Genomic DNA, 24,426 nt, shown 5'->3' with positions numbered 1-24,426 from the left:
TGCGCCCGGATCGGCAACAATGAGAAGGCCCCAATGCAAAAAGCCGTCATCGTTTTCACAATGACGGCTTCCTAGAATTTGGTTGCGGGGACAGGATTTGAACCTGTGACCTTCGGGTTATGAGCCCGACGAGCTGCCAGACTGCTCCACCCCGCGTCTGATGGAATGAATTATACGGCCTTCCGCGAGTTTAGGCAATATTTATGCTCGTTTTCCGCATGATAGATCGGCTATATACCTGATGGCGGGGCCGGACGACAGCCGGCGAGGTGCTGCCGAGACCGCGCCGGCAGTTCCGCGCGGCCCGTCAAACAGTGTAAAGTAGGCAAACGACAACCGATACCGAACTGTATGAAATTCTGTTCCGAATGCGCCCACCCGGTCGAGCTGATGGTGCCGGCCGGCGATAACCGCCCCCGCTACGTCTGCCCCCAGTGCGCGACGATCCACTACCAGAATCCAAAGATGGTGATCGGTACGATCCCCGTGTGGGAACGCGACGGCGAGCTGCGCGTACTGCTGTGCCGCCGCGCCATCGAGCCGCGCTACGGCTACTGGACGCTGCCGGCCGGCTTCATGGAAAACAACGAAACCACGGGCGATGCGGCGCAGCGCGAAACGGAAGAGGAAGCGGGCGCCAACATCGAGCTTGGCGCCCTGTTTACGCTGCTCAATGTGAAGCACGTACACCAGGTGCACATGTTCTACCTGGCCACGCTGCGCGACCTGGATTTCGCGCCCGGCGAGGAAAGCCTCGATGTACAAATGTTCACGGAGAGCGAGATCCCGTGGGACGACCTGGCCTTCCCCACGATCCGCACCACGCTGGAGTACTTCTTTGCCGACCGCGCGAAGGTACTGGAAGGCGGCCACTACGGTTTTCATGCCCAGGACATCACGCGCCCGATGCGCGGCGACTCATGATCCCCTGGCTCGGCGCCCACACTCCGTTCCCCGATGTCGCCGAAGCGCTGACCACCGAAGCGCCCGGTTTGCTGGCCGCCGGCGGCGACCTGTCGCCCGAGCGGCTGCTGGCGGCTTACCAGCGCGGCATTTTTCCGTGGTTCTCGGAAGGCCAGCCGATCCTGTGGTGGAGCACGGACCCGCGCATGGTGCTGCATACGGCCGAGTTCAAGATATCGCCGAGCCTGGCCAAAACGCTGAAGAAGGTGGAAAAGAGCGGCCGCACGGACGGGCGCTGGCAGGTGCGCTTCGACAGCGCGTTCGAGGAGGTGATGCGGGCCTGCGCGGCGCCGCGGCGCGACGGCCCCGGCACGTGGATCTCGGAAGACATCATTCGTGGCTACACGGGCTTGCATGCGCTGGGCTTTGCCCATTCGTGCGAAGTGTGGCTCGATGGCGAGCTGGTGGGCGGCGCCTACGGCGTGTCGATCGGCCAGATGTTCTACGGCGAATCGATGTTCGCGCGGGTGTCGGACGCGTCGAAGGTGGCCCTGGCCTACCTGGTGCACTTCCTGGCGCGGCATGGCGTGCAGATGATCGACTGCCAGCAGGAGACGGGGCACCTGGCGTCGCTGGGCGCGCGTCCCATCCCCCGTGCGGCCTTCCTCGATCACCTGAAGCGGGCCATCGCCAAGCCCCGGATTCGCGACTGGCGGCCGATACCGCCGATGGTGGCCGGCGGCGGGACAGGCAACTGAGTCAACGGCCGGCCGGGCACCCGGGCTTGGTGTGACGGCGAACACAGTGGCTTCCCTGAACGCGCTATGATACGAACAACCGCCATTCCACCGACAGGTTCTGCATGACGCAGCTGAACGACCTTCCCTTTGCCGCGCTCCAGTTCTATACCACCGCGCCCTACCCGTGCAGTTACCTGGAAACGCGCCAGGCACGCTCCCAGGTCGCCACGCCGTCGCACCTGATCAATGCGGACGTGTATTCCGAACTGGTGCGTAATGGCTTCCGGCGCAGCGGCATCTTTACGTACCGGCCCTATTGCGACGGTTGCCAGGCTTGTATTCCCGTGCGCGTGGTGGCCGACGAATTCGTACCCACCCGGGGCCAGCGCCGCGCCTGGGCACGGCACAACGACCTGAGCACGGGCGTCGCCACGCTGTCCTTCTCGGACGAGCACTATGCACTGTACCTGCGCTACCAGAGTACGCGCCACGCCGGCGGCGGCATGGACCAGGACAGCCGCGACCAGTATGCGCAGTTCCTGCTGCAAAGCCGCGTCAATACGCGGCTGGTGGAATTCCGCGCGCCGGACGGCACGCTGCGCATGGTGTCGATCATCGACGTCCTGTCCGACGGCCTGTCCTCCGTGTACACGTTCTTCGACCCGGACCTGCCGGGCGCCTCGTTCGGCACCTACAATGTGCTGTGGCAGATCCAGCAGGCACGCGAACTGGGCCTGCCCTATGTATACCTGGGCTACTGGATCGAGGAAAGCCCGAAGATGAGCTACAAGATCAAGTTCCAGCCGCTGGAAGCGCGCCGCAAGGGCGTGTGGGCCGTGATGCCGCGTCTGGCCGAGTAAGGACTGCCGCATAAGGGCCGCCGAGCAAGGGGCCGCCGCGCGGCGGCGGCGCTGTTTACTTGTAGAATACCGGGCAATCCGCAATCCACTTCCAGATTGCACCTCACTAGATTGCCCTCATGTCCGACAAATTCCTGTATTCCCTCGCGCGTCCGGCGCTGTTTTCGATGGATGCCGAGTCCGCGCACCATTTCACCCTCGACAACCTGAAGCGCCTGTCCAGGCTCGGCCTGATGCGCACCATCGTGCAACAGCCGAAGGCCGACCCGCGCACGGTGATGGGCCTGCTCTTCAAGAACCCGGTGGGCCTGGCCGCGGGCCTGGACAAGGATGGCGCCTACATCGACGCGCTGGCCGACCTGGGCTTCGGTTCGATCGAGGTGGGCACCGTGACACCGCGCGCCCAGCCCGGCAACCCGAAGCCGCGCATGTTCCGCCTGCCGGCCGCGCACGGCATCATCAACCGCATGGGCTTCAACAACGGCGGCGTCGACGCGTTCGTGGCGAACGTGCAATCGTCGCGCTTCTACCAGAACAAGGAAGGCGTGCTGGGCCTGAACATCGGCAAGAATGCCGATACGCCGATCGAACGTGCCGCCGACGATTACCTGCACTGCCTGCAGAAGGTCTATCCGTATGCCAGCTACGTGACGGTGAACATCTCGTCGCCGAACACGAAGAACCTGCGCCAGCTGCAGGGCGGCTCCGAACTCGATGGCCTGCTGGCGCAGCTGAAGGATGCGCAAGGGCGCCTGGCCGACCAGCACAAGCGCTATGTGCCGCTGGCACTGAAGATCGCGCCGGACATGGATGAGGAACAGGTCAAGAACATCGCGGACGCGCTGGTGCGCCACAACATCGACGGCGTGATCGCGACGAATACCACGCTGTCGCGCAGCGCCGTGGAAGGCATGCAGCACGGCGCCGAAGCGGGCGGCCTGTCCGGCGCACCCGTGTTCGAGCTGTCGAACCGCGTCATCCGCCTGCTGAAGGCGGAGCTGGGCGGTGCCCTGCCGATCATCGGCGTGGGCGGCATCATGCGCGGCGCGGATGCCAAGGTCAAGATCGACGCCGGCGCGCAACTCGTGCAGTTGTACAGCGGCCTGATTTACGCGGGCCCCGCGCTCGTTCGCGATTGCGCGGACGCCATGCGCAAGTAAGAAAGGACAGCAATCAATGGACAAGATCAAACTGGGCCGCACCGACACCGACGTCACGAAAATCTGCCTCGGCACGATGACGTGGGGCCGCCAGAACACCGAAGCGGATGCGCACGCGCAGCTCGATTATGCGATCGAACGCGGCATCGATTTCATCGACACGGCCGAGATGTACCCGGTGCAGCCGAGCGCCGAAACGCAGGGCCTGACGGAGCGCTACATCGGCACGTGGCTGAAGAAGAGCGGCAAGCGCGCGGACATCGTGCTGGCCACCAAGGCGGCCGGCCCGAATCCGGGTATCCACTGGCTGCGCGGCGGCCAGCAGAACTTCGACGAGCGCAACCTGCGTTCCGCCGTGGAGACCAGCCTGCAGCGGCTGCAGACGGATTACATCGACCTGTACCAGCTGCACTGGCCGAGCCGCAACGTGCCGGTCTTCGGCGCCACCGCATTCGATCCGAACAACGAGCGCCCGTCGGTGGCGATCGAGGAAACCCTGGCCGCGCTGGGCAAACTGGTCGACGAGGGCAAGATCCGGCACATCGGCGTGTCGAACGAATCGAGCTGGGGCGTCTCCGAGTTCGTCAAGCAGTCCGAGATGAAAGGCCTGCCGCGCATCGCGACGATCCAGAACCTGTACAACCTGACCGCACGCCATTATGAAACCAGCTTCCTCGACGAGACGTGCTTCCGCGAAGACGTGACGCTGCTGGCCTACAGCCCGCTGGCATTCGGCCAGCTGACCGCGAAGTACCACGACGATCCGAAGGCGCACGGCCGCCTGACGATCTTCCCGCCGACATGGAGCCCGCGCTACCTGCGGCCGAACGTGCTGGCCGCCGTGGCGCAGTACACGGAACTGGCGCGCGACAACGGCCTGACGCCCACGCAGATGGCGCTGGCGTGGTGCTACTCGCGCTGGTTCGTCGGCTCCACCATCATCGGCGCCACCACGCTGGCGCAGCTGAAGGAAAACATCGACGCCTACGCCGTGACACTGCCGCAGCACGTGCTGGAAGGGATCGATGCGATCCATGCCAGCATCACCAACCCGGGGCAGTGACCCAGTACCTGTCACCCGAAAACCGGTGGCGAAGCAGGGGTTTCAAGGAGCATCGCTCCTTGCCTGCGCAGCGGAGATGGCCTGCAGGCCATCTCTCCTTCCAGCACCTAATTTGAAATGTTTCCAGAAAACTGGAGCCTGTCACCGGTTTTTGCTTATGCAACTGAGGCATAAGCAAACCGCTACACAGTCGTTCGTGTCATGAGGCCAGGCGATTAATATAGTGTGATCGTCAACTCACAACAACAAACGATGAGCACACGTCTCCGCACATCCCCCCTCGCACTGTCGATCATCGCCGCCGCCGTGGCTGCCACCATCGCCCCGGCCAGCGCGCAGCAGCAAGCCCCCGCCGAAGAATTGCAGACCGTCGTCGTGACCGGCACGTATGCGAAGAACCGCCGCACCGCCGATTCCGAATCGCCGATCGACATCATCGGCGCGAAGGAACTGCAGGCCACCGGTTCGACCGAGCTGGCCACGGTGCTGTCGCGCCTGCTGCCGTCGATGAATTTCCCGCGTCCGTCCGGCGCCGATGCGTCCGATGCGGTGCGCCCCGCCCAGCTGCGCGGCCTGGCACCGGACCAGACGCTGGTGCTGGTCAACGGCAAGCGCCGCCACGCATCGGCCGTCGTCAACGTCAACGGTACCGCCGGCCGCGGGTCGGCGCCGGTCGACCTGAACGCGATTCCGCTGGCCGCGATCGACCACATCGAGGTACTGCGCGACGGCGCCTCGGCGCAATACGGTTCCGATGCGATCGCCGGCGTCGTCAACATCATCCTGAAGAAGGGCCCGAACGGCGGCGACGTCGAGATCGGCACCGGCTGGTACGGCGAAGGCGACGGCGAACAGGTATCGCTGAAAGCCTCGGCCGGCTTCGCGCTGGGCGACAAGGGCTGGCTGCGCCTCGCGGCCGAAGGCGCGGACCGCAATCCCACCAACCGGGCCGGCGCCGACACGCGCAACCCGGCCGAGCCGCTGTATGGCCAGGTCACGCAGCGCTACGGGGATTCGGACACCAAGCCGCGCAACGTATTCTTCAACGCGCAATACCAGCTGGGCGAGAACACCGATGCCTATGCATTCGGCCAGTACGGCGAGCGCGACACCGAGGCAGCCGCCACGTGGCGCACCGCGCTCAATGGCGGCGTCCAGCGTACCCCGCTGTTCCCGCAGGGCTTCCTGCCGCTGCAAAACAGCACGTCCACCGATGCGTCGCTGGTGGCCGGCGTGCGCGGCGACCTGGGAGAATGGCGCTGGGATGCCAGCCTGGACTGGGGCCGCAACCGCTTCTCGCTGGACATCGACAACACCGTCAACCAGGACCTGGGGGCCAGCAGCCCTACCCGCTTCCACCTCGGCAGGCTGACCAACACGCAGTCGGTCGCCAACTTCGACCTGGCCCGCGAGATCCCGGTGGCCGCGTTCTCCGGCCCGCTGACGGTGGCGACCGGCCTGGAAATCCGCCACGAGGAATACGAGATCAACGACGGCGACCCCGCGTCGTACACGGGTTCCGGCTCGCAGGGCTTCTCGGGTTTCCGCCCCGTCAACGCCGGCAAGAACAGCCGCAGCAACCAGTCCGCCTATGTGAACCTGGAAGCGCAGGTCACGCCAAAGCTGTCCGGCGTGCTGGCCGCCCGCTACGAGCACTACACCGACTTCGGCAGCACCACGTCGGCCAAGGCTTCCGCGCGCTACGCGTTCAACGACCAGGTCTCGGTACGCGGCACGGCATCGACGGGCTTCCGCGCGCCATCGCTGGCGCAGCAGTTCTACACCATCACGACGACCAATTTCGCCGTCGTCAACGGCATCAACACGCCGATCGAAACGGGTACGTTCGCGGTCGGCAGCAGCGCCGCGCAGGCACTGGGCGCGACGCCGCTGAAGGCCGAGAAAGCCCGCAACTACGGCATCGGCGTGCAGTGGGCGCCGACGCGCAATTTCAACACGACGGTCGATGTGTACCGCATCTTCGTCGACGACCGCATCGCCCTGTCGGCCAACATGACGCTGCCGCAAACGCTGCGCAACACGCTGGCGAACCAGGGCGTGCAGGTCGGCGCGGGCCGCTATTTCACCAACGCGATCGACACGAAGACCACCGGCGTGGACGTGGTCGGCACCTACCGCTGGAACCTGGCCAACCGCGACCGCGTCGACTTCACCGCAGCCTACAACCGAAACAAGACGCAGGTCGAGAACGTGGCCGCCAACCCGGCGATCCTCACCGCCAACAACCTGCTGCTGATCGATCGCCAGACGGTCCAGCGCAATACGGTCGGTTCGCCGAAGGACAAGCTCAGCCTGGGCGCCGACTACACCGCGCAGGCATGGAGCGCCCGCGCACTGGCCACGCAGTACGGCAAGTTCACCGTCCCGCAGAACAACCCGGCGAACGACCAGACCTACGGCCACCAATGGGTGCTGGACGTGTCGGGCACCGTGCGCCTCGCCACCAACTGGCGCGTGACCGCCGGCATCGACAACCTGACGGACAGCTACCCGGACAAGACGACCTCCGTCGCCAACCTGAACACGAACGGCATCTACCCGTATTCGAACTTCTCGCCGGCCGGCTTCAACGGCCGCTTCTTCTACGCGAAGGTGGGGTATAGCTGGTAAGCGCCGGCTCGCCTCAACTGAAAATCCCGCTCGCGAGCGGGATTTTTATTGGGCCGCCGACGCGCTGGTGTCGGACACTTTTCCGGGCGCCTCATCCGGAAAGGTGTCGGACACCGGTTTTCCCATCCGCCGGCAAGGACACGGGGCAACCGATGTCCAACACCGATGCTCATGCAGCCCTGGCTGCGGCAGGCAAAAAAAATCCCGGCCAAGGCCGGGCTAATTTGCTGCATCGCTGCTGAACCCTTCAACCGTCATGCCGCCTCGCCCCCCAGCAGCGCCTGCTCGATATCGCCCCGCTTCAGCTCCGGCGCGAACTGCGCGATGAATTCATACGCATACTGCCGCAGGTAGGCGCCGCGCCGCACGGCCAGCCGCGTGGTGTTCGATGCGAACAGGTGCGATGCCTCGATGGCACGCAGGCCCTTGTCGCGGCCATGGTCGAACGCCATCGACGCGACGATGCCGACACCGAGGCCGAGCGACACGTACTGCTTGATCACGTCCGAATCCATCGCGGTCAGCACGATATCGGGCCGCACGCCGGCCTTGTCGAACGCATCATCGATGTGGCCACGGCCCGTGAAGCCCACGTCGTACGTGATCAGCTGGAACTCGGCCAGGTCCTCCAGCCGTACCGGTGTGCGGCTCAGCAGCGGATGGTCGTCCGGCACCACGATCAGGTGGCTCCAGCGGTAGCACGGGAAAGACACCAGATCGGGGAACTGCGACAGGCCCTCGGTAGCGATACCGATATCGGCCTTGCCGGACAATACCCACTCGGCGATGTGTTCGGGTGAGCTCTGCTGCAGCGCGATCCGCACGTCCGGGAACGCGGTGCGGAAGTGCGACACGGCGCGCGGCAGCGCATAGCGCGCCTGCGTGTGCGTGGCGGCCACCGTCAGCGTGCCGGTGCTCTGGCCCTTGTACTCCATGCTGGCATGCTGCAGGTTTTCCGCCTCGATCAGCAGGCGGTCGATGATCTTCAGGATGCCCTTGCCCGGCTCGGTCAGGCCCGTCAGCCGCTTGCCGTTGCGCTCGAAGATGACGACGCCCAGTTCGTCCTCGAGTTCGCGGATCTGCCGGCTCACGCCCGGCTGCGACGTGAACAGCGCATTGGCCACTTCGGTCAGGTTGTAGTTGCGGCGGGCCGCCTCGCGGATGGAACGCAACTGCTGGAAGTTCATATGGAAGCTCCTTCATCGACGAACACGCGCAAGCGCTTCGGCCGCACCACCAGGGTCTCGCCCTCTTTCAGTCCCAGGTTCTGGAACCGCTCATTGGAAATCGTTGCCTCGATCAGCTGCGCGTTATCGGTGCGCTCGAGGTCCAGCTGGGCCAGCGGGCCGATCGCATGCGCGCGGCGCAGCTTGACGACGATGCCTTCCGCGCCGCTGACATAACGGTCCACGTCCATCTCGTGCGGGCGCACGTAGGCGGTGCCCTTGCCGTCGCGCACGCGGGTATGGTCCGGCACGTCGAGCTGCACGCCTTCGCTGGCCAGCACGCCTTCGTGCACGCGGCCGTGGAACACGTTCACGTTGCCCAGGAAGCCGTAGACGAACGGCGACGCGGGGTGGTTATAGACGTCGTCCGGCGTGCCGATCTGCTCGACGGTGCCCTTGTTCATCAACACCACCTGGTCGGCCACTTCCAGCGCTTCTTCCTGGTCGTGGGTAACGAAGATCGACGACACGTGCAGGTCGTCGTGCAGGCGGCGCAGCCAGCGGCGCAGTTCCTTGCGCACCTTCGCATCCAGCGCACCGAACGGTTCGTCGAGCAGCAGTACGCGCGGTTCGACCGCCAGCGCACGCGCCAGGGCGATCCGCTGGCGCTGGCCGCCGGAAAGCTGCGGCGGATAGCGGTCGGCCAGCCAGTCCAGCTGCACCAGCTCGAGGAGATCCTTTACTTTCCTGCGGATCTGGTCTTCCGAAGGCCGCTCGCTGCGCGCTTTCACGCGCAGGCCGAAGGCCACGTTCTCGAACACGGTCATGTGCTTGAACAGCGCATAGTGCTGGAACACGAAGCCCACCTGGCGCTCGCGCACGTGGCGGTCGGAGGCATCCTGGCCATCGAGCAGCACCTGGCCGGAGTCGGGGTGTTCCAGGCCGGCGATGCAGCGCAGCAGCGTGGTCTTGCCGCAGCCCGAAGGGCCGAGCAGCGCGGTCAGTTCGCCGGCCGGGAAGTCCAGCGACACGTTGTTCAGCGCCACGAAGTCGCCGAAGCGCTTGTTGATGTTCTTGACTGCGATGGTCATGTCTTGCTCCAGCTTGTATTGGCCATTAGTTGTCGTTGTCGTCGGCGTTGCGCGATTCGTGCAGGCGCCATTCGATGAAGGATTTCAGCGCCAGCGTCACCAGTGCCAGCAGTGCCAGCAGCGAGGCGACGGCGAAGGCCGCGACGAAGTTGTATTCGTTGTAGAGGATTTCCACCTGCAGCGGCATCGTGTTGGTCTCGCCGCGGATGTGGCCGGAGACCACGGACACCGCGCCGAACTCGCCCATGGCGCGGGCGTTACACAGGATCACGCCATACAGCAGGCCCCATTTGATGTTCGGCAGCGTCACGCGGAAGAAGGTCTGCCAGCCGGAGGCGCCCAGCACCACGGCTGCTTCCTCTTCCTCGCTGCCCTGCGCCTGCATCAGCGGGATCAGTTCGCGCGCCACGAACGGGAACGTGATGAAGATCGTCGCGATCACGATGCCCGGCACGGCAAACAGGATCTTGATGTCGTGCTCGGCCAGCCACGGGCCGAACCAGCCCTGGGCGCCGAACAGCAGCACGTAGATCAGGCCGGAGATCACCGGCGACACGGAGAACGGCAGGTCGATCAGCGTCAGCAGCAGGCTCTTGCCGCGGAACTCGAACTTGGCGATCGCCCACGACGCGGCCACGCCGAACACCAGGTTCAGCGGCACCGCGATCGCGGCCGTGATCAGCGTCAGCTTGATGGCGGCGATCGCATCGTCCTCGCGGATCGATTCCAGGTAGACCTCGAGGCCCTTCTTCAGCGCCTCGGCGAACACGGCGACCAGCGGCACGAACAGGAACAGCGTCAGGAACGCCAGCGCCACGGTGATCAGCGCATAGCGCACCCAGCGTGGTTCCAGCACTTCGGATACGGACGGCAGTTCGCCGCGTTGGGAAGTTCCACTCATATTATTTCCCCGACTTTCCGCGGGCCCAGGCCTGCAACAGGTTGATACCCAGCAGCATGATGAACGACACGACCAGCATGACGACGGCGATCGCCGTGGCACCCGTGTAGTCGTACTGTTCCAGCTTGGTGATGATGAACAGCGGCGTGATCTCGGAGACCATCGGCATGTTGCCGGCAATGAAGATCACGGAACCGTATTCGCCGGTGGCACGCGCAAAGGCCAGCGCGAAACCGGTCAGCAGCGACGGAAAGACGGTCGGGAAGATCACGCGGCGGAATGTGGTCCACGACGAGGCGCCCAGCGACGCGGCGGCTTCCTCGATTTCGCGCTCGGCATCTTCCAGCACCGGCTGCACCGTGCGCACCACGAACGGCAGGCCGATGAAGGTGAGCGCCAGCACCACGCCCAGCGGCGTGAAAGCGACCTTGATGCCCAGCGTGCCCTCGACGAACTGGCCGATCCAGCCGTTCGACGAATACAGCGCCGTCAGCGTGATGCCGGCCACCGCGGTGGGCAGCGCGAACGGCAGGTCGACCAGCGCATCGACGAAGCGCTTGCCGGGAAAGCGGTAGCGCACCAGCACCCAGGCCACGATGAAGCCGAAGACGGCATTGATCGCCGCGCCGATCAGCGAGGCGCCGAAGGTCAGGCGGTAGGAAGCCATCACGCGCTCGGACGTGACGGCGGCCCAGAAGGCTTCCCACGTCATCGTGAACGTCTTCAGGAACAGCGCGGACAACGGAATCAGGACGATCAGCGTCAGGTAGAAGATCGTGAAGCCCAGCGAAAGCTTAAAGCCCGGCATCACCCGGTACGGCGCCCGCTTCCTTGCTTCGAACGGCACCGGTTGTGCAACCGGCAGTACTGCAGACATGGTGGCCCCTCTTATTACATTTTCGGATATTGAGGGCGAAGTCTCGCATCCGGCCGTTATAAACCAAACTAACCTTTTGTCATTTGCTTAGATGCAGGAACTGATATGGCGCAACCATGCGGGCTGGCGAAGTGTTATCGACAATAAAAAAACCCGGGGCTCGCCCGGGTTTTTGAAATGTTTCTCGGAAAATGGGGTACGTCCCCATTTTTCAGGCAACTTTACTTGTTCGGCTGCGGCGTCAGGCGCAGGTACGGTTTCGGGGCGGTGAAGCCTTTCGGGTACTTTTGCTTGATCACTTCCGGGTCCTGCACGGTCAGCGGAATGATGACGTCATCGCCGTCTTTCCAGTTGCCCGGCGTGGCCACCGTGTGCTTGTCGGTCAGCTGCAGGGCGTCGATGACGCGCAGGATCTCGTCGAAGTTGCGGCCGGTGCTCATCGGGTAGGTCAGTTGCAGGCGGATCTTTTTCGCCGGGTCGATCAGGAATACCGAGCGCACGGTGGCGGTGGCCGACTGTTCCGGGTGGATCATGTCGTACAGCGTCGCCACTTTCTTGTCGGCGTCGGCGATGATCGGGAAGCCGACGACCGTCTTCTGGGTTTCCTCGATGTCCTTGATCCATTCCTTGTGCGAGTCGGCCGGGTCGACGGACAGCGCGATCGCCTTCACGTTGCGCTGGTCGAACTCGGGCTTCAGCTTGGCGGTCAGGCCCAGTTCCGTGGTGCAGACAGGCGTGAAGTCGGCCGGGTGCGAGAACAGCACCACCCACGAATCGCCCGCCCAGTCGTGGAACTTGATGCGGCCGATGGAAGAATCCTGCTCGAAGTCAGGTGCGGTATCGCCGAGGCGTAACGTCATGGAGCTCTCCAGTGATAGACAAAGATCAATATTGTAGTGGTTTCATATTCTGCGCTCGATCAACCAGTAATTGCAACTGCCGCTGGCCGAAAAGCCAGTCACCCAACGCCGACTCGGCGTTGATGTGGCCGAGTGCGCCGGCATCGATGAAGGTGCTGCCCCAGCGCTGCGCCCATTGCCTTGCCCGTTCGAGCGGCATCCACGGGTCGTCCGTGCTGGCGATCATGATGGTCGGGATGGGGAGCGCCTCGTGCGGCAGCAGTGCGGCGACGCCGAACTTGTCCGGATCGGCCGGCGCCACCAGCAGCAGGCCGGCAACATTGGCCGGATCGGCCGCCACGCTGTGCACCGAAGCCAGGCAGCCGAAGCTGTGCGCGACGATCAGCGTGGGCCGGGTATCGCGCCGGCGGACTTCATCCACCCGCGCGCTCCAGATCGGCAGGATGGGATCGCTCCAGTCATCCTGCCGCACCCGCTCGAAGGCGGGATACAGGCGCTGCCAGCGGCTTTGCCAGTGTTCCGGACCGCTGTCGTGCAGGCCCGGTGCCACCAGAACGCGAAATCGCGAAAAACTGCCCGGCATGCGCCCTCCTGCTTACTTCTGGTAGATCTGGTCGAACACGCCGCCATCGGCGAAGTGCGTTTTCTGCGCCTTGGCCCAGTCGCCGGCCACGTCGCCGATCGTGAACAGTTTCACGGCCGGGAATTGCGCGGCGTACTTCTTGGCTTCCTTTTCCACCGTCGGGCGGTAGTAGTTCTTGGCGATCAGTTCCTGCGCCGCGTCGGTGTACAGGAAGTTCAGGTAGGCCTCGGCCACCTTGCGGGTGCCGCGCTTGTCGACGACCTTGTCGACGACGGCCACCGGCGGCTCTGCCAGGATCGACACGGACGGTGCGACGATTTCAAACTTGTCCGGGCCCAGTTCCTTGATCGCCAGCAGCGCTTCGTTTTCCCAGGCCAGCAGCACGTCGCCGATGCCGCGCTCGACGAAGGTGGTGGTGGCGCCGCGTGCGCCCGAGTCCAGCACCGGTACGTTCTTGTACAGCTTCTTCAGGTAGTCGCGCGCGGTGGCGGCGGTGCCGCCCGGCTGGCGCAGTGCATAGCCATATGCGGCCAGGTGATTCCAGCGTGCGCCGCCGGAGGTTTTCGGGTTCGGCGTGATCACCGCCACGCCCGGTTTGACCAGGTCGCCCCAGTCCTTGATGCCTTTCGGGTTGCCCTTGCGAACCAGGAACACGATGGTCGAGCTGTATGGCGTGGAATTCTTGGAAAGGCGCTTCTGCCAGTTCGGGGCCACGATGCCTTTCTCGGCGATCGCATCGATGTCGTAGGCCAGCGCCAGCGTGACGACGTCGGCTTGCAGGCCGTCGATCACGGAGCGGCCCTGCTTGCCCGAGCCGCCGTGCGATTGCTTGACCTTCACGTCGTCGCCCGTCTTGGCCTTCCATTCCTTGGCGAAGGCGGCGTTGACGTCCTGGTACAGCTCACGCGTCGGGTCATACGAGACATTGAGCAGCGTGATTTCGGCCGCGTGTGCGGTCAGCGATACGGCGAGGGTCGTAACAACTGCGGCGGCCAGCGTGGAAAGTTTTTTGGACAACATCTGATTCCCCTTTTTGTTGGAGGTTGCAGATTAGCTGCTGAGCTTATGAAAGAGAACGAAGTTTTCGTCCCTTCCTTATGCCAAAAACTTATAAAGGATCTACCAGAACCGGTTGAACAACACGACGGCCCAGGTGGCTGCCGCCAGCAGGCATGCCAGCAATACGGCGGCGCTGCCGAAGTCCTTGGCATTCTTCGACAGGGGGTGGCGTTCCAGCGAGATGCGATCGACCACGGCTTCGATGGCGGAATTGATCAGCTCGACAATCAGCACCAGTACCATCACGCCCACCAGTACCAGTTTCTGGAATGCGGAAACGGGCAGCAGCAATGCAACGATGCCGGCGACGACGAACACGACCAGCTCCTGCCGGAATGCGTGTTCATGGCGCCACGCCGCATGCAAGCCGTCGAGCGAGTAAAAGAAGGCCGACTGGATGCGTTTCAGGCCGCTCCGGCTCTTGAATTCACTGACAGGCTGGGTCATGGGGTTGCGTTTGAAAAAGGTGCGTCATTATAGCGACGCAACACGCCACAAGCCCCTGCAATTCCCATTATTTTCACATCATGGTATAAAGAAGCGGATACATACTGCACCGCACCAACCACATCATGAAAATCGAATCCGTTCCAGAACAAAAAACGACCATCCAGGTCATCGAACGCATGGTGGGCCTGCTCGACGCGCTGGCCAAGTACCCGGACCCGGTAAGCCTGAAGGAATTATCGAAGGTCTCGGGGCTGCATCCCTCGACAGCACACAGGATCCTGAACGACCTGGTGCTGACGCGCTTCGTCGACCGCATCGAACCGGGTACCTATCGGCTCGGCATGCGCCTGCTGGAACTGGGCAATGTCGTCAAGAGCCGGCTGTCGGTACGCGAGGCAGCGCTGGACTTCATGCGCGCACTGCACAAGAAAACCCAGCAAACGATCAACCTGTCGGTACGCCAGGGCGACGAGATCGTGTATATCGACCGCGCGTTCTCCGAGCGGTCCGGCATGCAGGTGGTGCGCGCGATCGGCGGCCGCGGGCCGCTGCACCTGACCTCGACGGGCAAGCTGTTCCTGTCGGTCGACGAACCGAAGGCGATCCGCGCCTATGCCACCCGCACCGGGCTGGCCGGCCATAACAAGAATTCGATCACGGACCTGGCCAAGCTGGAACGCGAGCTGTCGCTGGTGCGCTCGCGCGGCTATGCGCGCGACAACGAGGAACTGGAACTGGGCGTGCGCTGCATGGCCGCGGCCATCCGCGACGACAGCGGCAAGCTGGTGGCCGGCCTGTCGATCTCGGCGCCGGCCGACCGCCTGCAGGATGAATGGCTGGAAGACCTGGTCAATACCGCCAACCAGATTTCCGCCACGCTGGGTTACATGCCTGCGCCGGACTGAGACATCGCGGCAGCGCCGGAGCTGAATGCGCGGCCGGCGCTGAGGGCACTGCCGGCGCTCATGGCACTGCCGGCACTCATGGTATTACCGGAACCCACGGCTTCCGCGAACGGTGCCGGTTTCAACGCCGTCAGCCATTTCTTCATGCGCATCGCGTCGGCAACGCGGGCCGCGGTACCCTTCGCATCCAGCAACACCATGATGACCGAGCGGCCCTCGATGACCGCCTGCATCATCACGCAGCGCCCCGCCTCGTTGATGAAGCCGGTCTTTTGCAGGCCGATCTGCCAGCCGGACGTCGGCACGACGAGGCCGTTGGTGGTGCCGAACTGCACCGGACGGCCATTGCGTTCGACGATCGCCTTGGCGTCAGTGGAGAATTCGCGCAGGATCGGGTGTTCGTAGGCGGCCATCGCCAGCTTGGCCAGGTCGCGGGCGCTGGCCACGTTCTGTTTCGACAGGCCGGTGGAATCGGCATAACGCGTCTCCGTCATGCCCAGCCCCTGTGCCTTGGCATTCATTGCCGCCACGAAGGCCGGCAAGCCGCCCGGGTAGTTGCGGCCCAGTGCGGAAGCAGCGCGGTTTTCCGAGCTCATCAGGGCGATGTGCAGCATGTTACGGCGCGTCAGCCGGTCGCCCACCTTCAGGCGCGAGCTGGAAAACTTGGCGCGGTCGACGTCGTCTTCGGTCACGGTCAGCATTTCATCCATGTCCTGGTTCGCTTCGACGACCACGAGCCCCGTCATCATCTTGGTGATGGAAGCGATCGGCAATGCCACGCCGGCATTTTTTTCAAACAGCACTTCGGCATTGGCCTGGTCGACGACCAGCGCCACATTCGATTTCAGGTCGAGCGGATCGCGCGTGAGGTTCAGGCCGGCCATGTCGCCCATCGTCGGACGTGCCGCCACGGCGGGCACGGCGGCGGCGGCGACCAGCGCGCGCTGGTACACCACTTTTTTCTTTCCGCGCACGGTAATCACGCGGCGTACCATCTTGCCACGCGGCTCGGCCGCGGCCTGGCGGCGCACGCCGGCGCGCTTGACCGCTTTCTTCTTCTTGGCGGAAGCCTTCTTCACCACGGTCTTCTTGACGCCATCAGCCGCCTGCACCGCCGTGACGGGCACCGAGATGCACAGGGCGGAAATCAAGGCAGCAACGATTACTTTGTACATGAGATATCCCCGGGTCCAGCAGCTGAACGGTATATCGAAGGATTCAATATACGCGTCAATGAACGATACGTTGCAGTGTAGCAAAACACTGATCGCACTCAACAAAATTTCACATTGTCGAGCACAAAAATTGAGCGTTAAGGTAGCGCAATCAACAATCCTGACGCCGCCAAGCAACGGAACAGTCACGGAACATTATCTGCCGGCTAACGACATGCGCCCAGTCGCACTACTGCTCAATTATGGGCAACTGCCCGATTGGACAAGCGCCCGATTGGCAATAAGTAAGCCAATAAGCACGCCAATAAGTGAGCCAATGAGCAGGCCAACAAGCAGGCCAACAAGCAGGCCACCAAGTGGGCCAATAAGTGGACCAATGGCCAGTAGTTGGCCGATAAGTTGGCCGATAAGTTGGCCAATAAGTCGGCCGATAAGTTAGAAGTTTGCCAACAAGTTCGCCAACAAGTTCGCCGATCGATTCGCCAATAAGCTGGCCGCTCAGTCAGGCAAGCCGTCGACGAACGTCGCAAACCGGTCCACCGGCTCCCGCTCGGTCACCAGCGAGTTCTCGATCCGGGACGGATCGGCAACGCCGAGCGCCATGCCGCAAACGACCATTTCATTGTCGGGCAATGCCAGCTGTTGTGCAATGATCGAATGGAATTGTGTGAAGGCTGCCTGCGGGCAAGTATCGAGACCGCGCGCCCTGGCGGCGATCATGATGCCTTGCAAAAACATGCCATAGTCGAGCCACGAGCCCTGCTCCATGACGCGGTCGATCGTAAAGATCATGCCCACGGGCGCGTCGAAGAAGTTGAAGTTACGGGCGTGCTGGGCAGCCATGCCCTCCTTGTTGTCGCGCGTCAGCCCCAGCAGCGCATACAGGTCCCAGCCGACCTTGCGGCGGCGATCGATGTACGGCGATTTCCATTCACGGGGGTAGTACGCATATTCTTCCTGGTGGCGGCGGTTCTGCTCGGGATCCCTGTACGCGGCGGTGATGCGGGCGCACAGCGCGTCGCGCGCGTCGCCTGTCAGCACGTACACCCTCCACGGCTGTGTATTGGTGCCGGATGGCGCCCGGCTGGCCACCTCGAGTATCGCTGCGATGTCCGCACGCGCGACCGGCGTCGGAAGAAAGGCGCGAATCGAGCGGCGCGAAATGATGGCGGCGTCGACCGCCTGCTGTGCGGGACTGGAGATCATGCTTTTCCTTCCACTTTGCCGGTCATTTCCGGACCACGAAGAACACACCGGTCACAGCCAGCGCCATGCCGGCCACGCCCAGCAGACTGAACGCCTCGCCGAACATCAGCCATGCCATCAGCGCGGTCGTCGGCGGCGTCAGGTACAGCAGGCTGGTGACCCGCGTCGCATCGCTGCGGCGGATCAGGGCGAACAGCAGGAAGATCGCGCCGATCGACAGGCCCAGCACCGACCACAGCAAGGCAGCGACGAACCGCGGGGTCCATTCGATGGCCGGCAGGGCCGGCGTCAGTCCCTCAAAGATCAGGGCGAATGGCAGCGTTGCAACGAAGCATGCCGAAAACTGGATCGCCGTGCCGGTGCGCAGGTCGAATTGCGGGCACCAGTGTTTCTGGTACAACGTGCCGGCCGTGATCGACACCAGGGCGCCCAGGCACAGCGCGATGGCTTGCCACGACAGCCCCGTCAGCGTGATTTTCGCATAGACCACCAAGGCAACGCCGCCCAGGCCGAACAGCAGACCCAGCCACTGGCGCCGCGTGACGCGCTCGCCGATCAGCGGGGCCGCGAATGCCGTCAGGATCGGCTGCATGCCGACGATCAGCGCCGACAGCCCTGCCGGCATGCCCAGCTTGATGGCGCACCACACCCCGGCCAGGTAACCGCCATGCAGCAGCAGGCCGGAAACCGCGATATGCCCGGCCTTGCCTTTCGGCCAGGATGCCTTCAGCAGCCAGACCAGCGGGGCCAGCACGGCCACGGCACAGGCATAGCGCAGCAGCAGGAAGGTGAGCGGCGGCGCATAGGGCAGGCCGAACTTGGCCACGATGAATCCCGTGCTCCACAGGAAAACGAAAAACAGGGGGACCGGCGAGAAAAGCGGGGACATCGTTCCAGTCTAACACGGCCGAGTTGACGCGACCTTATTGATATAAGTGATCAGTTCGTTCTCTTGTGCAATGCACAAAATTCGCTTGACTTAATCTTGCGCAGCCGTAAAATCGAGCATGTTGCGTTGCACAATAGCTGTTCTAGACCACAGCAAGCTTTCATCAACGATTTTAATTTCTGGAGAACTACATGTTTTCGATTCCTGAGCAATTTTCCAATGCGACCAAGGCGAATTTCGAAAGCCAATTCGCGATTTTCTCCTCTCTGACGAACAAGACGTTCGAAGGCGTTGAAAAGCTCGTCGACCTGAACCTGACCGCCGCCAAGGCCTCCCTGGAAGATTCCTCCGCTGCCGCGAAGCAGCTGCTGTCCGCCAAGGATCCGCAGGAGTTCTTCTCGCTGAGCACCGCGCAGGCCCAGCCGAGTGCCGAGAAAGCCATCGCCTACAGCCGCCACCTGGCATCGATCGCCCAGAGCACCGCTTCCGAATTCTCGAAAGCCATCGAAGCGCAGATCCTGGAAACGAACCGCAAGATCATCTCGCTGGTCGACGAAGTGAGCAAGAACGCACCGGCCGGCAGCGAAAACGCCGTGGCCCTGTTCAAATCCGCACTGGGCAGCGCCAACGCCGGCTACGAGCAGTTCACCCGTACCGCCAAGCAGGCTGCCGAAGCCTACGAAGCCAACGTGAACGCCGCCGTGAACCAGTTCACCGCCGCCGTCAAATCCGCACCGACCGCCGCCAACTCGGCTGCCGCTGCCGCGTAATACCCGCGCCGGCAGCGCCGGCGCACTGAAAGCATCGCTGTATCAAGGTCTCCTCGGCATCCGTGGATCCTCTCAGCGGATGTCTTCGCATGCCCCGACGCGTTCGGGGCTTTTTTTGGCCGTCGTTCTATACATATTTTCCAGAATCAGATAATCTGTATATTTATCTCGACGAGAGGACGATGATGACTGAACCGAAGCTTCCCGCCTATGAAGACGTAGTGGCCGCCGCCGGCCGTCTTGCCGGGCATGCGCACCGCACGCCGGTGCTGACGTCGCGTACCGCCGATGAACAGCTGGGTGCGCATCTGTACTTCAAGGCCGAGAATTTCCAGCGCACGGGTGCCTTCAAGTTCCGCGGTGGATTCAATGCGCTGGCGAAGCTCGATGCGGACCAGCGCAAGGCCGGCGTCGTGGCCTTCTCTTCCGGTAACCATGCTCAGGCGATCGCGCTGTCGGCCAGGCTACTGGGTATTCCCGCCACGATCGTCATGCCGCTCGATGCGCCGGCGGCAAAGGTCGCCGCCACACGCGGCTATGGCGCCACGGTAGTGACCTACGACCGCTATACCGAAGACCGCGAACAGATCGGCCGCGAACTGGCCGCCAGGCATGGCCTGACGCTGATTCCGCCGTATGACCATGCCGACGTGATCGCCGGCCAGGGCACGGCGGCAAAGGAACTGTTCGAGGAAGTGGGCGAGCTGGACTATCTGTTCGTGCCGCTAGGCGGCGGCGGGCTGCTGTCCGGCACGGCACTGGCGACGCGGGCACTGTCGCCGAAAACCAGGCTGTACGGCGTGGAGCCGATGGCGGGCAACGACGGCCAGCAGTCGTTCCGCAGCGGCGCCATTGTCCACATCGATACCCCGAAAACCATTGCCGACGGCGCCCAGACGCAGCACCTGGGCAACCTGACGTTCCCGATCCTGCGGCGCGACGTGGACGACATCCTCACGGTAACCGATGCCCAGCTGGTGGACGAAATGCGCTTTTTCGCCAGCCGGATGAAGATGATCGTCGAACCCACCGGCTGCCTCGGCCTGGCCGCCGCCCGCGCGCTGGGCGAACAGCTGCGCGGCAAGAAGGTGGGCATCATCATCAGCGGCGGCAACGTCGACCTGCCCCGCTTCGCCGAACTGGCCGGCTGAAAGCAGCCCCAAAACCGGTGACAGGCTCCGGTTTTTTTGAAATATTTCAAATTAATAGGAGCCTGTCACCGGTTTTGTTGTCACTGGTTTTGTCAGGGGATTATTCGCCCAGGTAGGCGGCCTTGACGCGCGGGTCGTGCAGCATGTCGTCGGCATTGCCGGTCATCGTGATCGCGCCGGAATCCATCACGTAGCCGCGGTCGGCCGCCTGCAATGCCAGCTTGGCGTTCTGCTCCACCAGCAGGATCGTGATGCCCTGCTGCGAGACGTCGCGGATCACTTCGAAGATCTTGTCGACCATGATCGGCGACAGTCCCATCGACGGCTCGTCCAGCAGCAGCAGGTGCGGGTGGCACATCAGCGCGCGCGCCATCGCCAGCATCTGCTGCTCGCCGCCGGACAGCGTACCGGCCAGCTGGCCGGCGCGTTCCTTCAGGCGCGGGAAGATGTCGAACCACTTGGCGATATCGGCCTCGATGCCGGCCTTGTCGTCCCGCGTGTAGGCGCCCATCATCAGGTTTTCCAGGATCGTCATCCGCGTGAAGACGCCCCGCCCTTCCGGCACCATCGCCAGCTTCTTTTCGACCAGCTGGAAGCTCTGCAGGCCCCGCAGCGGCTGGCCCAGGTAGGAAATCGTGCCCTCCACCTTGCAGGCCGGCAGCGTGCCGGTGATCGCCTTCAGCGTGGTGGTCTTGCCGGCACCGTTCGCGCCGATCAGCGTGACCAGCTCGCCCTCGTTCACTTCCAGGTCGATGCCCTTGACAGCCTTGATGCCGCCGTAGGCGACCTGCAGGCCGTCGATCTTCAGCACATTCTTCGCGGCCGCCGGATGCGCCGCGGCCAGATCGGTTGCTACCATCAATGCGACCCTCCCAGATAGGCGTCGATGACGGCCTGGTTGCTTTGTATTTCGTGTGGCAGGCCTTCGGCGATCAGCTTGCCGTATTCGAGCACGCTGATGCGGTCGCACAGGCCCATCATCAGCTTCACGTCGTGTTCGATCAGCAGCACGGTCTTGCCTTCGGCCTTGATCTTGACGAGCAGCTCGCGCAGCGCCAGCTTTTCCGTCGCGTTCATGCCGGCGGCAGGTTCGTCCAGCGCCAGCAGTTGCGGATCGGTGGCCAGCGCGCGGGCGATTTCCAGGCGGCGCTGGTCGCCGTACGACAGGTATTTCGACGTGCGGCTGGCGAACTGGCCGATGCCGACGAAATCGAGCAATTCCTGGGCGCGGATGCGGATCGCCTTTTCCTCGTCGCGCGCGGCCTTGTGGCGGAAGACCGCGCCGAACACGCCCTGGTGCGTGCGCACGTGGCGCCCCACCATCACGTTTTCCAGCGCCGTCATTTCGCCGAACAGGCGGATGTTCTGGAATGTGCGCGCAATGCCCGCCTTCGCCACCGCATGGGGGGCGGACGGCGAGTACGGCTTGCCGGCCAGTTCGAAAGTGCCCGTATCGGGCTGGTACAGGCCGGTGATCACGTTGAAGAACGTGGTCTTGCCGGCGCCGTTCGGGCCGATCAGGCCATAGATCTGGCCGCGCTTGATGTTGATGCGGACGTCCGTCAGCGCCTGCAACCCGCCGAACCGTTTATTGACGCCCTGGATGTTCAGGATGACTTCTTCGCTCATCTGTTTTCCTTACGCTGCCACGACGCCGGTCGCCTTGCCCTTGGTATCGGAATCGCCGTCCGGGCGATCCTCGTGCTTCGGTGACGGCCACAACCCCGCCGGGCGGACCAGCATGATCAGCACCAGTGCCAGGCCGTACAGCAGCTGGCGCAGCACTTCCGCCTCGATCAGCACCTTGCCGAACAGTTGCATCTGCACCGGTTCGACGACATGGCGCAGCACTTCCGGCAGCGCCGCCAGCAGCAGGCCGCCCAGCACCACGCCGGGAATGTGGCCGATACCGCCCAGCACCACCATCGCCAGCACGGCGATCGATTCGGTCAGCGAGAACGACTCCGGCGACACGAAGCCCTGGAACGCGGCGAACATGGCGCCGGCCACGCCGCCGAACGAGGCGCCCATCGAGAACGCCAGCAATTTGACGTTGCGCGTGTTGATGCCCATGGCCTTGGCGGCGATTTCATCTTCGCGGATCGCCACCCAGGCGCGGCCCAGCCGCGAATGCTGCAGGCGCGCGGTGATGAAGATCGTGGCGATGCACAGGAACAGGAACAGGAAGTAGTAGGCGTTGACGGAAGGGAGCTGCCAGGCGCCGATGGAGACCATCGCGCCCGAGCCCTGCTCGCCGGCCAGGTCCACGCCGAATACCCGGATCGGGTCGATCAGGTTGATGCCCTGCGGACCGTTGGTGAAGTTGATCGGATCGTTCAGGTTGTTCATGAAGATCCGGATGATCTCGCCAAAGCCCAGCGTGACGATCGCCAGGTAGTCGCCGCGCAGCTTCAGCGTGGGCGCGCCGAGGATGGCGCCGAACAGCCCGGCCAGCGCCGCGGCGAGCGGTACGATGAACCACACGGACAGGTGGATGCCGTTGGTGCGGATCTCCTCGCCGAGGATCGCCACCAGCGTTTCCCCGAACGCCGGGTGCAGCATGATGACCGATTCGAGCAGCGTGGCGAACTGGGGCGAAGCCAGCAGGCCGGTCAGGTAGGCGCCCACCGCATAGAACGCGATATAGCCCAGGTCCAGCAGGCCGGCAAAGCCGACCACGATGTTCAGGCCCAGTGCCAGCATGATGTACAGCAGCGCCAGGTCGGCGATGCGTACCCACGAGTTGCCGAAGTTCTGGGCGATGAACGGAAAGACCAGCATTACGGCCAGCAGCAGCGCCATGCTGGTGTAGGCCTTCTTCGGATCGCGCGAGGTGTCGAAAGTGAGCAGTGCCATGTCGGACTCCTTAAGCGCGGTCGGCCACGCGTTCGCCCATGATGCCGGACGGGCGCACCGTCAGCACCAGGATCAGCACGATGAAGGCGAAGATGTCCTGGTAGTGGCTGCCGAGGAAGCCACCGGTCAGGTCGCCGATGTAGCCGGCGCCCAGGCTTTCGATGATGCCCAGCACGATACCGCCGATCATCGCGCCGTAGATGTTGCCGATGCCGCCCAGCACCGCGGCGCAGAACGCCTTCAGGCCGGGAATCGTGCCCATGGCGAACTGGATCGAAGCGTAGTTGGCACCCCACATCACGCCCGCCACGGCGGCCAGCGCGGCGCCGATCGCGAACGTGTAGACAATCACGCGGTTCGAGTCGACGCCCATCAGGCCCGCCACGCGCGGGTTTTCCGCCACGGCGCGCATCGCCCGGCCCATCTTGGTTTTCTCGACCAGCAGCACCAGGCCGCACATCGACAGCGCGGCCAGGGCCAGCAGCAGCACCTGCGTGACGCTGATGACGGCGCCGCCGACGGCGATCGGATCGGCCGGCAGCAGTTGCGGGAACGGCAGCGGGTTGCGGCCCCAGATCATCATGGCGAAGGTTTGCAGCAGGATCGACATGCCGATCGCCGTGATCAGCGGCGCCAGGCGCGGCGCGTTGCGCAGGCGGCGGTAGGCGATGCGTTCGATCAGCACGTTGACGATGATGCAGCCGGGAATGGCGCCCAGGATCGCAATGCCCAGCTGCAGCCAGCCGTTCATTTCAGGGAAATGGGCGCCGAGGATATTCAGGATCGTCAGGCCGATCATGGCGCCGATCATCAGCACGTCGCCATGGGCGAAGTTAATCAGGTTCAGCACGCCGTACACCATCGTGTAGCCCAGCGCTACCAGTGCATACATGCTGCCCAGAACGAGCCCATTGATAATTTGTTGGATGAAGGTATCCATCGCTCCCCTGTTCCGGCCTTGTGATCGGCTCGATTCATGCGCCGGCAGGACGTGTTTCGCCTGCCGCCGCGTAACAAAAACGGCACCCGGAGGATAGCCCCGCAGTGCCGCCGCATGGCGCCTTTCCGGCGCCGCTGTCCTTTACCGTCATTGTACGTATCGACGCACAATGCGGGCCTGCATCCTACTA

The 24,426-nt window shown here is 63.7% G+C and carries 24 protein-coding genes and 1 tRNA gene; 9 read left to right on the top strand and 16 right to left on the bottom strand.

Going from position 1 to position 24,426, the window contains the following annotated elements; translation table 11 throughout:
- Positions 1–79: 79 nt before the first annotated feature.
- Positions 80–156, bottom strand: a tRNA-Met gene (locus tag FHS02_RS29250).
- 195 nt (positions 157–351) lie between these two features.
- Here FHS02_RS29250 and FHS02_RS29245 point away from each other — a divergent pair.
- The 6 genes from FHS02_RS29245 to FHS02_RS29220 all read left to right on the top strand — a co-directional run bounded on the left by FHS02_RS29245 (position 352) and on the right by FHS02_RS29220 (position 7,357).
- Positions 352–924, top strand: a complete 573-nt coding sequence (locus FHS02_RS29245; protein WP_137314343.1) for an NUDIX hydrolase — start codon at positions 352–354, stop codon at positions 922–924.
- On the top strand, positions 921–1,661 hold the full coding sequence (gene aat, locus FHS02_RS29240) for a leucyl/phenylalanyl-tRNA--protein transferase (protein WP_137314344.1): 741 nt from the start codon (positions 921–923) through the stop codon (positions 1,659–1,661). The genes FHS02_RS29245 and aat overlap by 4 nt, the downstream gene beginning before the upstream one ends.
- Positions 1,662–1,765: 104 nt before the next feature.
- Positions 1,766–2,503, top strand: coding sequence for an arginyltransferase (locus tag FHS02_RS29235; RefSeq protein ID WP_137314345.1), 738 nt, complete (start codon positions 1,766–1,768; stop codon positions 2,501–2,503).
- 119 nt (positions 2,504–2,622) lie between these two features.
- On the top strand, positions 2,623–3,663 hold the full coding sequence (locus tag FHS02_RS29230; RefSeq protein WP_137314346.1) for a quinone-dependent dihydroorotate dehydrogenase: 1,041 nt from the start codon (positions 2,623–2,625) through the stop codon (positions 3,661–3,663).
- 16 nt (positions 3,664–3,679) lie between these two features.
- Positions 3,680–4,726 (top strand): aldo/keto reductase, encoded by a 1,047-nt coding sequence (locus FHS02_RS29225; RefSeq protein WP_137314347.1) that lies wholly within the window; start codon positions 3,680–3,682, stop codon positions 4,724–4,726.
- 252 nt (positions 4,727–4,978) lie between these two features.
- Positions 4,979–7,357 carry a TonB-dependent receptor plug domain-containing protein gene (locus tag FHS02_RS29220; RefSeq protein WP_137314348.1) on the top strand — a complete coding sequence of 793 codons (2,379 nt, stop codon included), beginning with the start codon at positions 4,979–4,981 and terminating at the stop codon, positions 7,355–7,357.
- A 254-nt stretch (positions 7,358–7,611) separates the two neighbouring features.
- Here FHS02_RS29220 and FHS02_RS29215 read toward each other — a convergent pair whose 3' ends face one another.
- From FHS02_RS29215 to FHS02_RS29180, 8 genes are all read right to left on the bottom strand, one after another.
- Positions 7,612–8,544 carry a CysB family HTH-type transcriptional regulator gene (locus FHS02_RS29215; protein ID WP_137314349.1) on the bottom strand — a complete coding sequence of 311 codons (933 nt, stop codon included), beginning with the start codon at positions 8,542–8,544 and terminating at the stop codon, positions 7,612–7,614.
- Positions 8,541–9,614 (bottom strand): sulfate/molybdate ABC transporter ATP-binding protein, encoded by a 1,074-nt coding sequence (locus FHS02_RS29210; RefSeq protein ID WP_137314350.1) that lies wholly within the window; start codon positions 9,612–9,614, stop codon positions 8,541–8,543. The genes FHS02_RS29215 and FHS02_RS29210 overlap by 4 nt, the downstream gene beginning before the upstream one ends.
- Positions 9,615–9,639: 25 nt before the next feature.
- The gene (gene cysW / locus FHS02_RS29205; RefSeq protein WP_137314351.1) at positions 9,640–10,515 is read right to left on the bottom strand and encodes a sulfate ABC transporter permease subunit CysW; all 876 of its coding nucleotides are present in this window, start codon (positions 10,513–10,515) and stop codon (positions 9,640–9,642) included.
- Position 10,516: 1 nt separating this feature from the next.
- A complete protein-coding gene (gene cysT / locus FHS02_RS29200) occupies positions 10,517–11,323 on the bottom strand; it encodes a sulfate ABC transporter permease subunit CysT (RefSeq protein ID WP_137317469.1) in 807 nt (268 codons plus the stop codon).
- A gap of 290 nt (positions 11,324–11,613) precedes the next feature.
- A complete protein-coding gene (locus FHS02_RS29195) occupies positions 11,614–12,252 on the bottom strand; it encodes a peroxiredoxin (protein WP_137314352.1) in 639 nt (212 codons plus the stop codon).
- Positions 12,253–12,277: 25 nt separating this feature from the next.
- Positions 12,278–12,835 (bottom strand): RBBP9/YdeN family alpha/beta hydrolase, encoded by a 558-nt coding sequence (locus FHS02_RS29190; protein ID WP_137314353.1) that lies wholly within the window; start codon positions 12,833–12,835, stop codon positions 12,278–12,280.
- Positions 12,836–12,847: 12 nt separating this feature from the next.
- Positions 12,848–13,855 carry a sulfate ABC transporter substrate-binding protein gene (locus FHS02_RS29185; protein WP_137314354.1) on the bottom strand — a complete coding sequence of 336 codons (1,008 nt, stop codon included), beginning with the start codon at positions 13,853–13,855 and terminating at the stop codon, positions 12,848–12,850.
- Positions 13,856–13,954: 99 nt separating this feature from the next.
- A complete protein-coding gene (locus FHS02_RS29180; RefSeq protein ID WP_137314355.1) occupies positions 13,955–14,341 on the bottom strand; it encodes a diacylglycerol kinase in 387 nt (128 codons plus the stop codon).
- A 125-nt stretch (positions 14,342–14,466) separates the two neighbouring features.
- Here FHS02_RS29180 and FHS02_RS29175 point away from each other — a divergent pair, with 125 nt between their 5' ends.
- A complete protein-coding gene (locus FHS02_RS29175) occupies positions 14,467–15,249 on the top strand; it encodes an IclR family transcriptional regulator (RefSeq protein WP_137314356.1) in 783 nt (260 codons plus the stop codon).
- Here FHS02_RS29175 and FHS02_RS29170 read toward each other — a convergent pair.
- The 3 genes from FHS02_RS29170 to FHS02_RS29160 all read right to left on the bottom strand — a co-directional run bounded on the left by FHS02_RS29170 (position 15,228) and on the right by FHS02_RS29160 (position 18,519).
- The gene (locus FHS02_RS29170) at positions 15,228–16,424 is read right to left on the bottom strand and encodes a serine hydrolase (RefSeq protein WP_229422703.1); all 1,197 of its coding nucleotides are present in this window, start codon (positions 16,422–16,424) and stop codon (positions 15,228–15,230) included. The two genes, FHS02_RS29175 and FHS02_RS29170, sit on opposite strands and share 22 nt — an antisense overlap.
- A gap of 498 nt (positions 16,425–16,922) precedes the next feature.
- Positions 16,923–17,630 carry a nitroreductase gene (locus FHS02_RS29165; protein ID WP_175424819.1) on the bottom strand — a complete coding sequence of 236 codons (708 nt, stop codon included), beginning with the start codon at positions 17,628–17,630 and terminating at the stop codon, positions 16,923–16,925.
- A 22-nt stretch (positions 17,631–17,652) separates the two neighbouring features.
- Positions 17,653–18,519 (bottom strand): DMT family transporter, encoded by an 867-nt coding sequence (locus FHS02_RS29160; protein ID WP_137314358.1) that lies wholly within the window; start codon positions 18,517–18,519, stop codon positions 17,653–17,655.
- Positions 18,520–18,710: 191 nt separating this feature from the next.
- Here FHS02_RS29160 and FHS02_RS29155 point away from each other — a divergent pair, with 191 nt between their 5' ends.
- A complete protein-coding gene (locus FHS02_RS29155; protein ID WP_137314359.1) occupies positions 18,711–19,289 on the top strand; it encodes a phasin family protein in 579 nt (192 codons plus the stop codon).
- A 185-nt stretch (positions 19,290–19,474) separates the two neighbouring features.
- Positions 19,475–20,440 (top strand): threo-3-hydroxy-L-aspartate ammonia-lyase, encoded by a 966-nt coding sequence (locus tag FHS02_RS29150; RefSeq protein WP_137317471.1) that lies wholly within the window; start codon positions 19,475–19,477, stop codon positions 20,438–20,440.
- 100 nt (positions 20,441–20,540) lie between these two features.
- On the opposite strand, the gene FHS02_RS29145 is transcribed toward FHS02_RS29150, so the two are convergent.
- The 4 genes from FHS02_RS29145 to FHS02_RS29130 are packed head-to-tail and all read right to left on the bottom strand — an operon-like array spanning position 20,541 to position 24,236.
- On the bottom strand, positions 20,541–21,299 hold the full coding sequence (locus FHS02_RS29145) for an ABC transporter ATP-binding protein (RefSeq protein ID WP_137314360.1): 759 nt from the start codon (positions 21,297–21,299) through the stop codon (positions 20,541–20,543).
- Entirely contained in the window at positions 21,299–22,069 is a 771-nt protein-coding gene (locus FHS02_RS29140) for an ABC transporter ATP-binding protein (RefSeq protein ID WP_137314361.1), read from the bottom strand. Before FHS02_RS29140 ends, FHS02_RS29145 begins: the two co-directional genes overlap by 1 nt.
- A 9-nt stretch (positions 22,070–22,078) precedes the next feature.
- Positions 22,079–23,296 carry an ABC transporter permease subunit gene (locus FHS02_RS29135; protein WP_137314362.1) on the bottom strand — a complete coding sequence of 406 codons (1,218 nt, stop codon included), beginning with the start codon at positions 23,294–23,296 and terminating at the stop codon, positions 22,079–22,081.
- A gap of 10 nt (positions 23,297–23,306) precedes the next feature.
- A complete protein-coding gene (locus tag FHS02_RS29130; RefSeq protein WP_137314363.1) occupies positions 23,307–24,236 on the bottom strand; it encodes a branched-chain amino acid ABC transporter permease in 930 nt (309 codons plus the stop codon).
- Positions 24,237–24,426: the final 190 nt, after the last annotated feature.

The organism is Pseudoduganella umbonata (assembly GCF_014192225.1).
In the GTDB taxonomy this organism is placed as follows: Bacteria; Pseudomonadota; Gammaproteobacteria; order Burkholderiales; family Burkholderiaceae_D; genus Rugamonas; species Rugamonas umbonata.
This window is presented reverse-complemented; position numbering and strand designations above follow the sequence as displayed.